The following is a 14,678-nucleotide window of genomic DNA, read 5'->3' as shown; positions in this document are numbered from 1 at the left end:
CCGCCATGACCTCCGCTTCCCGCACCCGCTCCAGTTTGCCGCAGGCATCGCTGTTCGACGATGTCGCGCCCGCCGCAACCGCAGCCTCCGCCGACCCCAGCGCCGCCCCGCCCACGCTCGAAGCGCAATTCGCCGCGCTACCCGCGGCCTGGCGCGCGCATCTGAAGCCCTTCATCGACAGCGACACCTACGCGCCGCTGTGCCGCTTCGTCGACGGTGAGCGTGCCGCCGGCAAAACGATCTATCCGGCCGACGTGTTCCGCGCGCTCCGCCTGACGAGCCCCGACGAAGTGAAAGTCGTAATCCTCGGCCAGGATCCGTACCACGGCGAAGACCGCGGCACGCCGCAGGCGCACGGTCTCGCGTTTTCGGTCGCGCCGCACGTGCGGCCGCCACCGTCGCTGCGCAACATCTTCAAGGAAATCGCCGCGAGTCTCGGTCACCAGACGCCGCAGCACGGTTGCCTCGACAGCTGGGCCAAACAGGGCGTGCTGCTGCTGAACACGGTGCTGACCGTCGAGCGCGACAGCGCCGCGAGCCACGCGAAACGCGGCTGGGAGAAATGTACCGACACGCTGATCCACGAACTCGCGACGCGGCATCAGAACCTCGTCTTCATGCTGTGGGGCGCGCATGCGCAGGCGAAGCGCGCGCTGCTCGGCGGCAAGTCGCACTATGTGCTGGAGGCGCCGCATCCGTCGCCGCTGTCCGCGCATCGCGGCTTTCTCGGTTGCGGGCATTTCGCGAAGGCGAACGAATATCTGTTGCGGCACGGCCGGGAGCCGATCGACTGGCGTCTACCGGACGACGCGCAAATGCTTGCGTGAGAGCGTCGTCGTCAGAAGATTGCGATACACAACGAAAACGCCACGGAGGGTGAACCCATCCGTGGCGTTATTCTTTTCACCGCTCGCGCCGCATCGAAGCTGCGCAATGCGGCAGGACAAACCCGCTTAGACCGCGGCGATCGCTTCGCGTGCCGAGCTCAGCGCGGCGTTCGCGGCGTCCGGGCCCAGGTTCAGGCCTTCGGCGTAGATGAAGTTCACGTCGGTCATGCCGAGGAAGCCGAGGAAGCTCTTCAGGTACGGCGTCTGGCTATCGTTCGGCGTGCCGAGATACTTGCCGCCGCGCGCCGACACGACGTGGACCTTCTTGCCCGTCACGAGGCCTTCCGGGCCGTTCGCGGTGTAACGGAACGTGATGCCCGCACGTGCGATGAAGTCGAAGTACGTCTTCAGTTGCGACGAGATGCCGAAGTTGTACATCGGCGCACCGATCACGATGACGTCGGCGGCTTGCAGTTCGGCGATCAGCGCTTCGCTGCGTGCGGCGATCGCGGCCTGTTCCGGGGTGCGCTGGTCGGCCGGCGTGAAGAACGCGCCGAGCACGGCGTCGTCGAGGTGCGGCAGCGGTTCGGCTTGCAGGTTACGGACGACGACTTGCGCGCCCGGATTCGACTGTTGCAGCTTTTCCGTCAGCTCGTTGACGAGAAGCGTCGAGTTCGCGCCTTGCGAACGGGCTGCCGAGTTGATTTGCAGGATCGTGGTCATGGTTGACTCCAGTAGGGGCGCGCAGTGTTGCGCGAGTGAAGTCATTGTGTTTTTTTACCGGCCGGCGAAAAAGCCGTCCGGCGGCGAAGGATTGTTGCATGGGTAGAACAATCCACCGCCCTCCTCCGCCGATTGACGACGGGACAGGCGACGATCGGTGGACCGCCCGGTGCGGCCCACCACCACGCCGATCACTTCGTCAGCCAGCGCTCAAGGGCTTTGCGCGCGGCGGGACGGTGATCGCTGACCGTGAGCTTGTAGCGGGCCACTTCGGGGCCGTCGAGCTTCACCTGCGTGACGCGCAGCTCGTCGCGGCGGAACGCGTGCACGTCGACTTTCGCACCCGGCTGATAGCGCGTCAGCAGAGCATCGATATTCCCGCCGGTCACGCGCAGACCATCGATCGCGATCAGCACGTCGCCAGCGGAGAGGCCGGCCTTCTGCGCGGCGCTGCCCTCGTGCACGGTCGCGAGCGCGCAATCCGCGCCGCCGCGTAGCCGCACGCCGAGCGACGGCTTGCCGTTTTTGTCGACGTCCGGCGCGAGCGCCACGCCGAACGGCGCGAGCAGCGCGTCGAGCGGCAGATCGCGCGTGCCGCGCACGCCCTCGGCGAACAGTTCGGCCAGTTGCGCGCCGCTCGCTTCCGCGAAAATCGCCTCGATCTCGCTTTCGTCGACGCCGACCGGCTTGCCTCGATAAAAGTCACGGCCAAAGCGCTTCCACAGCAGACGCATCACGTCGTCGAGCGATTTCTGGTTGCCGGTCTGCGCGCGGATCGTCAGGTCGAAGGCGAGCGCGATCAGCGAGCCCTTCGTGTAATAGCTGACGATCGCGTTCGGCGCGTTCTCGTCCTGCCGGTAGTACTTGACCCACGCATCGAACGAACTTTCGGCGACGCTCTGCTTGAGGCGCCCGCTGCCGCGCTGCACCCCGCCGATCACCTTGCCGAGCAGGCCGAAATAGTCGTCCTGCGAGATCACACCGCTGCGTACGAGAATCAGGTCGTCGTAATACGACGTGAAGCCCTCGAACAGCCACAGCATCGACGTGTAGTTTTCGACGCCGAGGTCATACGGCGCGAACACGGCCGGCTTGATCCGCTTCACATTCCACGTGTGGAAATACTCGTGGCTGCACAGACCGAGATAGGTCCGGTAGCCCTCGCTCATCGGCTCGCGGCCCTGCACCGGCAGATCGGTGCGATTGCAGATCAGCGCGGTCGACGCGCGATGCTCGAGCCCGCCGTAACCGTCGGTGACAGCCTGCGTCATGAACACGTAGCGCTCGACCGGCGCCTTCTTCGACTTCGGTTCGAACAACGCGATCTGCGCTTCGCAGATGCGCTTCAGATCCTTGCACAGACGCTCCATTTCGAGCCCGATCACGCGACCGCCGATCACGACGTCGTGCGGCACGCCGTGCGCCTTGAACGTCGCGAGCGCGAATTCCCCGAGCGTCACAGGATGGTCGATCAATTCGTCGTAGTTCTGCGCGCGGTATTCGCCGAAGCCGTAGCGCTTCGTGCCGCGCGCTTCCGGCAGCGCGGTCGCGACGCGCCAGCCGCGATACGCGGCCCCCTGCGGCTTCTGAATATCGACCACGCACTGCGCGTCCTCATGGCCGAGCGGCGACAGGAACACGCTGGTGCCGTTGAAAAAGCCGATCGTGTCGTCCAGATGCGCGGCGCGCACCGACAGGTCCCATGCGTACACCTCGTAGCGCAGCGTCAAGGCTCCCTTGACCGGCGCGGCCTGCCACGTGTGCTTGTCGATCTTCTCGACGCGCACCTTGCGGCCCGCGTCGTTCACCGCGCGCAGCGTGACGATGTTGCGCGCGAACTCGCGCACCATGTAGCTACCCGGAATCCACACCGGCAGCATGAAACGCTGGCCGGCCGGATCGGGATCGGCGACGGTCACGGTGACTTCGAACAGGTGGGCGGCGGGGTTACCAGGAACGATGGTGTAGCGGATCGGCTTCATCGGCGGCGCTTGGGAGTGTCAGGAGAGTGAGGCGGAGAAGTTCGGGGCTCGATGCGAAAGGAGGCGCTGCGTGCGCCTCCTTTCGTTTGAACGTTGCATCTGTTGCGCCCGCGGCGGGCGTGCGCTGTGTGCTTTTCAGTGCACGGCCGACAGTTCCTTGTCGAGCCGATCTGCCGGCACCGCGCCGGGAAGGCGGCGACCGTCGGCGAGAAACACCGTCGGCGTGCCTTCGACGTTCATCGAACGGCCGAGCGCGAGGTTCTTGTCGATCGCGGCGGTGTCGCAGGTGGCGGCGGCGGTCGGCGCCTGACGGTCCTGCATCCACGATTCCCACGCCTTCGCGCGATCGGCCGAGCACCAGATCGACTTCGACTTGGCCGTCGAATCGGGCGACAGAACCGGGTACAGGAACGTGTAGACCGTCACGTTGTCGATCGACAGCAGCGTTTTTTCGAGCTGCTTGCAGTACGGGCAGTTCGGATCGGAGAACACCGCGATCTTGCGCGCGCCATTGCCGCGCACGACCTTCACCGCGTTGCCGAACGGCAGGCTCGCGAAGTCGATGCGGTTGGTTTCCGACAGGCGTGCCTCGGTCAGATTCTTGCGCGTCTTCGAGTCCACCATGTCGCCGAGCATCAGGTAGTCGCCGCTCGCATCGCTGTAGACAATCTGCGTGCCGAGATTCACTTCGTACAGGCCCGCGATCGGCGTCTTCGACACGCTTTTGATCGTCACGTCGGAAAGACGGGTTTGCAAGGTGGCCTTGAGCTTGTCGGTGGTCTGGTCGGCCTGCGCCGAGCAGCCGAGCATAGCGGCACCGATCGCGAGCGCGGCGGCGGCGATGCGGAAGGTCTTTTTCATGCTGGAGTCCTGGAGTCAGTCGCGCACCTGCGCGTTTTTTTACGTTCCGGCCGCGAGTTTCGGCCGCCTATCTGTTCAATCAGGCTCGATCAGGTTCGATCGGGGGTCGGATAAGGGGCGGATCGCAGCGCTTCGATCCGGTCATGATACCTGTCCCGGGCGCCGGTGACCGGCCATCGGCTATCCGCCCGTCGCCTCGTTGCGGTTTACCCCAGCGCGGCCGACACGAGCCAGCGCTTGATGAATGGCTGCGCGCCGACGAACGCCATGCCGGTATTGCGCACGGCGCGCGCGAGCGGACCGGGCACCGAGAACAGTTTCTGCAGACCGTCGGTGGCAATCATCAGCGCGCGAATGTCTTCGCGGCGCGCGCGCTCGTAGCGACGCAGCAGCACCATGTCGCCGAGATCGCGGAACGACTCCTTGCCGCCGATCGTGCTCGCGAGCGCGGCGACGTCGCGCAAGCCGAGGTTCATGCCCTGTCCTGCCAACGGATGGATCAGATGTGCGGCATCGCCGACCAGCGCGACCCGCGGGGCGACGAGCCGGTCCACGGTCTGCAACGCGAGCGGGAAGCCCTGCGCGGGCGTCAAGCAGTCGAGCGCACCGAACTGTTCACCGCTCACGTGCTCGACTTCGGCGGCGAGCCGCTCGGGATCGAGCGCGAGCAACTGCTCGGCGTGTTCGGTGCGCGCCGACCAGACCAGCGACACGTGGCCGTCCGGCATCGGCAGCAACGCGATGATCTCGCCGTCGCGGAACCACTGATACGCGGTTTCGCCGTGCGGCTTCGCAGCCTTGAAATTGGCGACCACACCGATCTGTCTGTAGTCGCGGCGCACCATCTTCGAGCCGATCTGCGCGCGCACCCACGAGTGCGCGCCGTCCGCGCCGACTACCAGATCCGCTTCGAGCACGCTGCCGTTCGCGAGGCCGACGCTCGCGTTGTCGACGGAGAAATCGAGCGCCTGCGCGCGCGCGTCGATCCACGTGAGGTTCGGCTGGAAGCGCAGCGCGGCATCGAGCGCGCGCTCGATCACCGACGACTCGACGATCCACGCAAGCTGCGGTACCGATGCCTGAAACGCCGAGAAATGCAGCTCGGCGTGCGCGTCGCCGTAGACGCGCATGTCGTAGACGGGACCGAGCCGTGTGTGATCGAGCGCCTGCCAGACCCGCAGCCGTTCGAGCAAGGCCTGCGAACTCGACGACAACGCATAGACGCGCGAGTCGAAGACAGCACCGGCGGGTAGCGCCGCGCAAGGCTGCGCGAGCAGTGCGACGCGCAGTCCGGCTTGCGTGAGCGCGAGCGCCGCGGTCTTGCCGACGAGCCCGCCGCCGATCACGGCGGCATCAAAGGTCTGGTGGTGTGCGTTCATGCGCGCATTATAGCCGCGGGGGTTGCGGGGGACGGATCGACGGGCGCGGCCGTTGGGCTCCGTGCGCGGGGCCTCGCGGGCTCGTGCCGGACATGGTGTGTGGGGTGAGAGCCTGAGGTTGTCGGCGGGACTGTGCGAGTCTGACGCCGACCGCTCGCGTAACCCGCACTTCATGCGTGGGCGGCCACGCGCATTTGAGTCCCGGGCCGCTGGCCGCGCGGCCTCGATGCGTCGTGCTAATGCGTCGCGGCGCTTGCCGCGAGCGCCGCGTTCGCCTCGCGCATGCGCATGAAGTCGCGATTGGACGAGAGGTTGCGCCACGCGGCCGCCTCGAGCTCCGCCTTGCGATCGCGCTGATCGCTGCGTACCGCGCAGTCGGGGAACACACGGTCGAACACGCGCCATAGCGAGTCGTAGTCGTTCTTATCGGCGAACCGCGCGATGTCGGCGTGATCTTCGTGCGACAGGTGGGTCGTCAAACAATCGATGGTCTGCCGGTCCGTGGTGGCCTGCGCTTCGTCGAAATTCGGCGCGACCCATGTCGCGACCGAGCCCACCACGACCGCGGCGACGACGCCGATCCCAACCCATCCGATGAGTCCCACGTTGCTCCCCCGGAAATTGAGCTCTGCCGACTCTGAACTGACGATTCTACAGTGGCTTCGCGCCAATGCGCCGGCGGGTCCGCGCGGGCGAACGGGTTACAATTGCGCTTTCCGTGAAAACTCGCACTCAATCGTCGAGCCAACGCCCCGATTCGGTGTCTTGTCCGCTCCGCTGAGCCTGCCGCGCCCCACCTCACGCGAAGGCTTTCCGAATCCGCGCGCAGCGTCGAGCGCATCACGCAACCAACTGATTCACTGAAGGATTTCCATGAGCCTCAAATGCGGCATCGTCGGCCTGCCCAACGTCGGCAAGTCCACCCTGTTCAACGCGCTGACCAAGGCGGGAATCGCCGCCGAAAACTATCCGTTCTGCACGATCGAGCCGAACGTCGGCATCGTCGAGGTGCCGGACGCGCGGCTGAAGGCGCTCGCCGAAATCGTCAAGCCGGAGCGCATCCTGCCGGCCGTGGTCGAGTTCGTCGACATCGCCGGTCTGGTGGCCGGCGCGAGCAAGGGCGAAGGCCTCGGCAACCAGTTCCTCGCGAACATCCGCGAAACCGACGCGATCACGCACGTCGTACGCTGCTTCGAAGACGACAACGTGATTCACGTCGCGAACAAGATCGATCCGCTGTCGGACATCGAGGTGATCAACACCGAACTCGCGCTTGCCGACCTCGCCACCGTCGAGAAGGCGCTCGCGCGCTATTCCAAGGCGGCCAAGTCGGGTAACGACAAGGAAGCCGCGAAGAATGCGGCGGTGCTGGAGAAGGTCCGCGCGCAGCTCGACCAGGCGAAGCCGGTCCGCGCGCTCGATCTGACCGATGAAGAAAAGGCCACGCTCAAGCCGTTCTGCCTGATCACCGCCAAGCCGACGATGTACGTCGCCAACGTGAAGGAAAACGGCTTCGAGAACAACCCGCACCTCGACGCGATCACGAAGTTCGCGGCTGCTGAAGGCGCGCCGGTCGTGGCCGTGTGCGCGGCGGTCGAAGCGGAAATCGCCGACCTCGACGAAGCCGACATGGAAGTCTTCCTCGCCGACATGGGCATGCATGAGCCGGGCTTGAACCGCGTGATCCGCGCGGGCTTCAAGCTGCTCGGCCTGCAGACCTACTTCACGGCCGGCGTGAAGGAAGTGCGCGCGTGGACGATCCACGTCGGCGACACGGCGCCGAAGGCGGCAGGCGCAATCCACACCGACTTCGAGCGCGGCTTCATTCGCGCGCAGACGATCAGCTTCGACGACTACATCGCCTACAAGGGTGAACAAGGCGCGAAGGAAGCCGGCAAGATGCGCGCGGAAGGCAAGGAGTACGTCGTGCATGATGGCGACGTGATGAACTTTTTGTTCAACGTGTAAGCGCGAAGCAGCGCAAACTGCGCTGCGCGCTTAAGGCCCGCGAACCCTCAGGAGTTGCGGGCTTTTTTGTTTGCGCGCTACGACTTCCGCAACGCGTCGAGACAACGGACCTTGATGTGCGGATTTGCAGTCGTGACCGCCGAAACAGCGTGCAACGCTTTGGCCTTGTAGTTTTTCAGCGCATCGTCAATAAACGGAATGCCGCACACACGTGATATCGCGAGAATGTGACTGTCGCCTTCGACAGGGTCTACGACCTTCAGCACAGCTGCGGGATTTCTCGGCAACGCATAGGCAAGAGCGATTCCCAAACCTTCCGCGTTCGCGCCGTCGGCCCCTATGGCCTACCCGGATGACTCTAGCTGTCGCCATGCATGAAGAAGGCGTCCCTGCCGAAAGTGTGCGTTCCCGGATTAGGCGTCAATGGCATGCCGAAAGCTCCGACATGATGGGAATGCCTTGGCGACCCCATCGTGTGCGAACCTTCAGGTATTGGCCCGACCGATCGGACGGGTTGCATGAGGCGATTGTTTTTGCCCGCGCCATGGCCCGAGTTGCATCACCCGTGATCTTCCCGAATAGATTCCCGTTTATTTCTTTTCCCTGACAGCCAATGCTAAATTTCGGCTTCCGGCGCGCCGCCGCCGGAATGTCATCGAACACAACTAGAATCGCGCGATTCGCGTCCGCGCCCCTTCCGAACCGGAGACAAAAACGATGAATTACAAGCCGCTGTTCCGTTCACTTTCCGTCGCCGCTGTATTGAGCATCGGCGTCAGCCAGGCGGCTCACGCCGCGACCGAAATCCAGTTCTGGCACGCCATGGAAGCCGCACTGGGTGAACGTCTGAACGACATCGCGAACGACTTCAACAAATCGCAAAACGACTACAAGATCGTGCCCGTGTTCAAGGGCACCTACGACCAGACCCTCGCCGCCGGCATCGCCGCCTATCGCAGCGGCAATGCGCCGGCCATCCTGCAGGTCTACGAGGTCGGCACCGCGACGATGATGCAGGCGAAGAAAGCCATCGTCCCGGTCACGCAGGTATTCAAGGACGCGGGCCTGCCGCTCGATCAGAAAGCCTTCGTGCCGACCATCGCGAGCTATTACAGCGACTCGAAAACCGGCGAACTGATCTCGATGCCGTTCAACAGCTCGACGCCGGTGCTGTACTACAACAAGGATGCGTTCAAGAAGGCTGGCCTCGATCCCAACCAGCCGCCGAAGACCTGGGCCGAGTTGCACGCCGATGCGCAGAAGCTGAAGGCCTCGGGCATGTCGTGCGGCTACTCGTCGGGCTGGCAAAGCTGGATTCAGCTCGAGAACTACAGCGCGTGGCATGCGGCGCCGTTCGCGTCGCGTAACAACGGCTTCGACGGCATGGACGCGCAGCTCGAATTCAACAAGCCGCTGCAGGTCGCGCACATCCAGTTCCTGCAGAACATGGCGAAGGACGGCACGTTCACCTATGTCGGCCGCAAGGACGAACCGGTGTCGAAGTTCTATAGCGGCGACTGCGGCATCATCACGAACTCGTCAGGCTCGCTCGCGACGATCAAGAAATACGCGAAGTTCAACTTCGGCACCGGCATGATGCCGTACGACGACAGCGTGAAGGGCGCGCCGCAGAACGCGATCATCGGCGGGGCGAGCCTGTGGGTGCTGTCGGGCAAGGACCCGGCCGTCTACAAGGGCGTCGCGAAGTTCCTCGCCTATCTGGCCACGGCGCCAGTCGCCGCGAAGTGGCATCAGGACACCGGCTATCTGCCGATCACGACCGCCGCGTATGACCTGACGCGCCAGCAGGGCTTCTACGACAAGAACCCCGGCAGCGACACCGCGATCCGCCAGATGCTGAACAAGCCGCCGCTGCCGTTCACGAAGGGCCTGCGTCTGGGCAACATGCCGCAGATCCGCACCGTGATCGACGAAGAGCTCGAGCAGGTGTGGGCGGACAGGAAGACGCCGCAACAGGCGCTCGACTCGTCCGTCGCGCGCGGCGACGACCTGCTGCGCCGCTTCGAAAAGGCCGGTAACTAAGCATCGCCTGCAGGCAGGGTTCCGGCGCTCCGGCGCGGGAACCCGTCGTTGCAGCACACTCTGGACATCCCGATGGAAAAGCGCTCCTACTTCGGCGCCAGCGCGCTGCCCTACCTGCTCGTCGCGCCGCAGCTGCTCATCACGCTCGTGTTCTTCCTGTGGCCGGCGGGCGTCGCGCTCTGGCAATCGACGCAAACCCAGGACGCGTTCGGTACGTCGAGCGCGTTCGTCGGACTCGCGAACTTCAAACAGCTGTTCGCCGACCCGCTGTATCTGGCGTCGTTCAACACGACGATCGTGTTCTGCACGCTCGTCACCGTGTCGGGCCTCGTGATCTCGCTGCTGCTCGCGGTCTGCGCGGACCGCGTGACGCGCGGCGCGAAGGCCTATCAAACGCTGCTGATCTGGCCGTACGCGGTCGCGCCCGCGATCGCCGCGGTGCTGTGGTCGTTCCTGTTCAACCCGAGCATCGGCCTCGTCACGTATGCGCTCGCGAAACACGGCATCGTGTGGAATCACGCGCTGAACCCCGGTCAGGCGATGTTCCTCGTCGTGCTCGCGTCAGTCTGGCAGCAGATCAGCTATAACTTCCTGTTCTTCTATGCGGGCCTGCAGGCGATTCCGCGCTCGCTGATCGAAGCGGCCGCGATCGACGGCGCCGGTCCGGTGCGCCGCTTCTTCGGCATCGCCCTGCCGCTGCTGTCGCCGACCACGTTCTTTCTGCTGGTGATCAACATCACCTACGCGTTCTTCGACACCTTTCCCGTGATCGACGCGGCGACCGGCGGCGGCCCAGGCCAGGCCACCCGCACGCTGATCTACAAGATTTTCGCCGAAGGCTTCCAGGGGCTCGACATTGGCAGCTCGGGCGCACAGTCGGTCGTGCTGATGATCATCGTCGTGGCACTGACCGTCGTGCAATTCCGCTTCATCGAACGCAGGGTTCAATACTCATGATCGAGAACCGACGCGGTTTCGACCTGTTCTGTCACGCGGTGCTGATCATCGGCGTCGCGCTCGTGGTGTTTCCGGTGTACGTCGCGTTCTGCGCGGCGACGATGAGCGAGCACGAGGTGTTTACGGTGCCGCTGTCGCTCGTGCCGAGCACGCATCTGTTCGAGAACATCGTCACGATCTGGACGCAGGGCACCGGCAACGCCGCGGCGCCGTTCAATCGCATGCTGTTCAACAGCCTCGTGATGGCGCTCGTCATCGCGATCGGTAAGATCGCCGTGTCGATGATCTCCGCGTACGCGATCGTCTACTTCCGCTTTCCGTTTCGCACGCTCGCGTTCTGGCTGATCTTCGTCACGCTGATGCTGCCGGTCGAAGTGCGGATTTTCCCGACCGTGCAGGTGGTGTCGTCGATGCATCTGAGCAATACGTACACCGGTTTGACGCTGCCTCTGATCGCGTCGGCGACCGCGACGTTCCTGTTCCGCCAGTTCTTCAAGACGCTGCCGGACGAGCTGATGGAAGCCGCGCGCATCGACGGCGCGGGCGCGCTGCGCTTCTTTTGGGACGTCGTGCTGCCGCTGTCGCGGACCACGATGGCGGCACTCTTCGTGATCACGTTCATCTACGGCTGGAACCAGTATCTGTGGCCGATCCTGATCACCAGCCAGCAGTCGCTGATCACCGCGGTGATCGGCATCAAGGGAATGATCGCCTCGGGCGATACCGCGACCGAATGGCATCTGGTGATGACGGCCACGCTGCTCGCGATGCTGCCGCCGCTCGCCGTCGTGCTGACGATGCAGCGCTGGTTCGTGCGCGGCCTCGTGGATTCGGAAAAATGATCCGGTATGGCGGACTGCGACAAGCACTCAAAATCAAAGGCTAGAACGGCATGGCTGCACTGACTCTGCAAAGCGTTAAGAAAACCTACGACGGCAAACAGTACGTGTTGCACGGCATCGACGTCGACGTCGCCGACGGCGAATTCGTCGTCATGGTCGGCCCGTCCGGCTGCGGCAAATCGACCTTGCTGCGGATGGTCGCCGGGCTCGAGCGCATCTCCGACGGCAGCATTTCGATCGCCGGCAAGGTCGTCAACGAGCTTGAGCCGAAGGATCGCAACATCGCGATGGTGTTCCAGAACTACGCGCTGTATCCGCATATGAGCGTGGCCGAGAACATGGGTTACGCGCTGAAGATCGCGGGCGTCGATCGTGCGCAGATCGCGAAACGCGTCGAAGCCGCCGCGCAGATTCTCGAGCTCGGCGCGCTGCTGCAGCGCAAGCCGCGCGAGCTGTCGGGCGGGCAGCGGCAGCGCGTCGCGATGGGCCGCGCGATCGTGCGCGAGCCGGCGGTGTTTCTGTTCGACGAGCCGCTGTCGAATCTCGACGCGCGTTTGCGCGTGCAAATGCGCCTCGAAATCCAGCGTCTGCATGCGCGCCTCAAAACCACGAGTCTGTACGTCACGCACGATCAGATCGAAGCGATGACGCTGGCGCAGCGCGTGATCGTGATGAACCAGGGCCACGCCGAGCAGATCGGCGCGCCGACCGAAGTCTACGAGCGGCCGGCCACGGTGTTCGTCGCGAGCTTCATCGGCTCGCCGGGGATGAACCTGCTCGAAGGCCGTGTCGCGGACGACGGCTCGACCTTCGACGTCGCCGGCAACGGCCCGAAGCTGCCGCTCGCGGGCGTGCCGTCGATCGGCCGCGAAGTCGCGACAGGCCGCGAGTGGACGCTCGGCATTCGCCCCGAGCATCTGAGCCCGGGCACGGCCAACGCACCGTTCGCGACACTGAGCGTCGATTCTTGCGAAATTCTCGGCGCGGACAATCTCGCGCACGGACGCTGGGGCAAGCACGATGTGACCGCGCGGCTGCCTCACGCGCATCGTCCCGCGGCCGGCGAGGCGCTGCAGGTCGTGCTGCCCGCGCAGCATCTGCACTTCTTCGATCCGGCGACTGGACGGCGCGCGAACTGAGACGCCCGCGGAGCGCCGCGACGGCGGCCCGCCGCGGGAGCCCCCCTGCCGCCCGGCCCTCGCCGCGAAGTACAATGCCACCTGAACCACATGCCGCGCGCGGCAGCGCCGTCGAATCCGACGCCGCGCCGGCCGGCGCCGGGTGTTCCGCCCGGCCCTCACACCGATTACCCATTCACCCCCGACTGCCCGCCCGCATGCGGCCGGCGTCGTCAACGTCTACTGCAAGCTAATGGCCCAATACGTTTTCACCATGAACCGGGTCGGCAAAATCGTGCCGCCCAAGCGCCAGATCCTGAAAGACATTTCGCTATCGTTCTTCCCCGGCGCGAAGATCGGCCTGCTCGGCCTGAACGGCTCGGGCAAGTCGACCCTGATCCGCATCATGGCCGGTGTGGACACGGAGATCGAAGGCGAAGCGACGCCGATGCCGAACCTGAACATCGGCTATCTGCCGCAGGAGCCGCAACTCGATCCGCAGAAAACCGTGCGTGAAGCGGTCGAGGAAGGCCTCGGCGACGTGTTCAACGCGCAGAAGAAGCTCGACGAAATCTACGCGGCCTACGCGGAGCCGGACGCCGACTTCGACGCGCTGGCCGCCGAGCAGGCGAAGTACGAAGCGATCCTCGCAACGACCGACGGCAGCGCCGAGCAGCAGATCGAAATCGCCGCCGACGCACTGCGCCTGCCGGCATGGGACGCGAAGATCGAGCATCTGTCGGGCGGCGAAAAGCGCCGCGTCGCGCTGTGCAAGCTGCTGCTGCAAAAGCCCGACATGCTGCTGCTCGACGAGCCGACCAACCACCTCGACGCGGAATCGGTCGAATGGCTCGAGCAGTTCCTGACGCGCTTCCCGGGCACCGTGGTCGCCGTCACGCACGATCGCTACTTCCTCGACAACGCCGCCGAGTGGATTCTCGAACTCGACCGCGGCCACGGCATTCCGTGGAAGGGCAATTACAGCAGCTGGCTCGATCAGAAGGAAGAGCGTCTGAAGCAGGAAGAAGCGTCGGAGTCCGCGCGCCAGAAGGCGATCAAGAAGGAACTCGAGTGGGTGCGCCAGAACCCGAAGGGCCGCCAGGCGAAGTCGAAGGCGCGTATCGCGCGCTTCGAGGAGCTGAACAGCCAGGACTACCAGAAGCGCAACGAAACGCAGGAAATCTTCATTCCGGTCGGCGACCGCCTCGGCAATGAAGTGATCGAGTTCAAGAACGTCAGCAAGTCGTACGGCGACCGGCTGCTGCTCGATAACGTCAGCTTCAAGATCCCGGCCGGCGCGATCGTCGGCATCATCGGTCCGAACGGCGCCGGCAAATCGACGCTGTTCCGTATGCTGACCGGCCGCGAGCAACCCGATTCGGGCGAAATCGTGCAGGGTCCGACCGTCAAGCTCGCGTACGTGGACCAGAGCCGCGAAGCGCTCGCAGGCACCAAGACCGTGTTCGAGGAAATCTCGGGCGGCGCGGACGTGCTGACGGTCGGCAAGTACGAAACACCATCGCGCGCGTATATCGGCCGCTTCAATTTCAAGGGCGGCGACCAGCAGAAGATCGTCGGCAATCTGTCCGGCGGCGAGCGCGGTCGTCTGCATCTGGCGAAGACGCTGATCGCGGGCGGCAACGTACTGCTGCTCGACGAACCGTCGAACGACCTCGACGTCGAAACGCTGCGCGCGCTCGAAGACGCGCTGCTCGAATTCGCGGGCTCGGTGCTCGTGATTTCGCACGATCGCTGGTTCCTCGATCGCATCGCGACGCATATCCTCGCGTTCGAAGGCGACTCGCAAGTCACGTTCTTCGACGGCAACTACCAGGAATACGAAGCGGACAAGCGCGCGCGTCTCGGCGAGGAAGGCGCGCGGCCGAAGCGCCTGCGCTACAAGCCGATCTCGCGTTAAGAAGCGGGCGGACGACGGCCCGTCTGGCGCGATGCCGGACGGGCCGCGGGGCATGCGCGT

12 protein-coding genes are annotated in these 14,678 nt (G+C 64.7%); 7 read left to right on the top strand and 5 right to left on the bottom strand.

Going from position 1 to position 14,678, the window contains the following annotated elements; genetic code table 11:
- The first annotated feature begins 5 nt into the window (after positions 1-5).
- Positions 6-827, top strand: coding sequence for a uracil-DNA glycosylase (locus F6X39_RS12825; protein ID WP_187616875.1), 822 nt, complete (start codon positions 6-8; stop codon positions 825-827).
- A gap of 126 nt (positions 828-953) precedes the next feature.
- Here the strand turns inward: F6X39_RS12825 and F6X39_RS12820 are convergent, their stop codons facing one another.
- From F6X39_RS12820 to F6X39_RS12800, 5 genes are all read right to left on the bottom strand, one after another.
- Positions 954-1,550 (bottom strand): FMN-dependent NADH-azoreductase, encoded by a 597-nt coding sequence (locus tag F6X39_RS12820; protein WP_018420121.1) that lies wholly within the window; start codon positions 1,548-1,550, stop codon positions 954-956.
- A 191-nt stretch (positions 1,551-1,741) separates the two neighbouring features.
- On the bottom strand, positions 1,742-3,532 hold the full coding sequence (locus F6X39_RS12815; RefSeq protein WP_187616874.1) for a M61 family metallopeptidase: 1,791 nt from the start codon (positions 3,530-3,532) through the stop codon (positions 1,742-1,744).
- 135 nt (positions 3,533-3,667) lie between these two features.
- Positions 3,668-4,393, bottom strand: coding sequence for a DsbC family protein (locus tag F6X39_RS12810; RefSeq protein WP_090802025.1), 726 nt, complete (start codon positions 4,391-4,393; stop codon positions 3,668-3,670).
- A gap of 206 nt (positions 4,394-4,599) precedes the next feature.
- Complete coding sequence (locus F6X39_RS12805; RefSeq protein WP_187616873.1) at positions 4,600-5,772, bottom strand: UbiH/UbiF family hydroxylase; 1,173 nt, start codon at positions 5,770-5,772, stop codon at positions 4,600-4,602.
- A gap of 236 nt (positions 5,773-6,008) precedes the next feature.
- A complete protein-coding gene (locus tag F6X39_RS12800) occupies positions 6,009-6,377 on the bottom strand; it encodes a hypothetical protein (RefSeq protein WP_262414691.1) in 369 nt (122 codons plus the stop codon).
- A 268-nt stretch (positions 6,378-6,645) separates the two neighbouring features.
- Here F6X39_RS12800 and ychF point away from each other — a divergent pair, with 268 nt between their 5' ends.
- The 6 genes from ychF (at position 6,646) to ettA (ending at position 14,618) form a co-directional block, all read left to right on the top strand.
- Positions 6,646-7,740, top strand: a complete 1,095-nt coding sequence (gene ychF / locus F6X39_RS12795) for a redox-regulated ATPase YchF (RefSeq protein ID WP_187616872.1) — start codon at positions 6,646-6,648, stop codon at positions 7,738-7,740.
- Positions 7,741-8,457: 717 nt separating this feature from the next.
- Positions 8,458-9,783: a sn-glycerol-3-phosphate ABC transporter substrate-binding protein UgpB gene (gene ugpB / locus F6X39_RS12790; RefSeq protein WP_187616871.1), complete on the top strand. Its 1,326-nt coding sequence runs from the start codon at positions 8,458-8,460 to the stop codon at positions 9,781-9,783.
- Positions 9,784-9,855: 72 nt separating this feature from the next.
- Complete coding sequence (gene ugpA / locus F6X39_RS12785; RefSeq protein ID WP_187616870.1) at positions 9,856-10,740, top strand: sn-glycerol-3-phosphate ABC transporter permease UgpA; 885 nt, start codon at positions 9,856-9,858, stop codon at positions 10,738-10,740.
- Positions 10,737-11,582, top strand: a complete 846-nt coding sequence (gene ugpE, locus F6X39_RS12780; protein ID WP_184035951.1) for a sn-glycerol-3-phosphate ABC transporter permease UgpE — start codon at positions 10,737-10,739, stop codon at positions 11,580-11,582. Before ugpA ends, ugpE begins: the two co-directional genes overlap by 4 nt.
- Before the next feature lie 50 nt (positions 11,583-11,632).
- The gene (locus F6X39_RS12775) at positions 11,633-12,721 is read left to right on the top strand and encodes a sn-glycerol-3-phosphate import ATP-binding protein UgpC (protein ID WP_187616869.1); all 1,089 of its coding nucleotides are present in this window, start codon (positions 11,633-11,635) and stop codon (positions 12,719-12,721) included.
- Positions 12,722-12,953: 232 nt separating this feature from the next.
- Positions 12,954-14,618 (top strand): energy-dependent translational throttle protein EttA, encoded by a 1,665-nt coding sequence (gene ettA / locus F6X39_RS12770; RefSeq protein ID WP_018420110.1) that lies wholly within the window; start codon positions 12,954-12,956, stop codon positions 14,616-14,618.
- The last annotated feature ends 60 nt before the right edge of the window (positions 14,619-14,678 follow it).

This window comes from Paraburkholderia sp. UCT2, assembly GCF_014397665.1.
In the GTDB taxonomy this organism is placed as follows: domain Bacteria; phylum Pseudomonadota; class Gammaproteobacteria; order Burkholderiales; family Burkholderiaceae; genus Paraburkholderia; species Paraburkholderia tuberum.
Note: the sequence above shows the minus strand (reverse complement) of the source record. Positions and strands in the feature narration are given on the sequence as shown.

Bases quoted from the DNA above. Each gene is read 5' to 3' on its own strand.
- F6X39_RS12815 (WP_187616874.1), bottom strand. From the start codon at position 3,532: ATGAAGCCGATCCGCTACACCATCGTTCCTGGTAACCCCGCCGCCCAC.
- ugpB (WP_187616871.1), top strand. From the start codon at position 8,458: ATGAATTACAAGCCGCTGTTCCGTTCACTTTCCGTCGCCGCTGTATTG.
- ugpE (WP_184035951.1), top strand. From the start codon at position 10,737: ATGATCGAGAACCGACGCGGTTTCGACCTGTTCTGTCACGCGGTGCTG.
- F6X39_RS12810 (WP_090802025.1), bottom strand. From the start codon at position 4,393: ATGAAAAAGACCTTCCGCATCGCCGCCGCCGCGCTCGCGATCGGTGCC.
- F6X39_RS12820 (WP_018420121.1), bottom strand. From the start codon at position 1,550: ATGACCACGATCCTGCAAATCAACTCGGCAGCCCGTTCGCAAGGCGCG.
- ettA (WP_018420110.1), top strand. From the start codon at position 12,954: ATGGCCCAATACGTTTTCACCATGAACCGGGTCGGCAAAATCGTGCCG.
- ychF (WP_187616872.1), top strand. From the start codon at position 6,646: ATGAGCCTCAAATGCGGCATCGTCGGCCTGCCCAACGTCGGCAAGTCC.
- F6X39_RS12805 (WP_187616873.1), bottom strand. From the start codon at position 5,772: ATGAACGCACACCACCAGACCTTTGATGCCGCCGTGATCGGCGGCGGG.
- F6X39_RS12775 (WP_187616869.1), top strand. From the start codon at position 11,633: ATGGCTGCACTGACTCTGCAAAGCGTTAAGAAAACCTACGACGGCAAA.
- ugpA (WP_187616870.1), top strand. From the start codon at position 9,856: ATGGAAAAGCGCTCCTACTTCGGCGCCAGCGCGCTGCCCTACCTGCTC.
- F6X39_RS12825 (WP_187616875.1), top strand. From the start codon at position 6: ATGACCTCCGCTTCCCGCACCCGCTCCAGTTTGCCGCAGGCATCGCTG.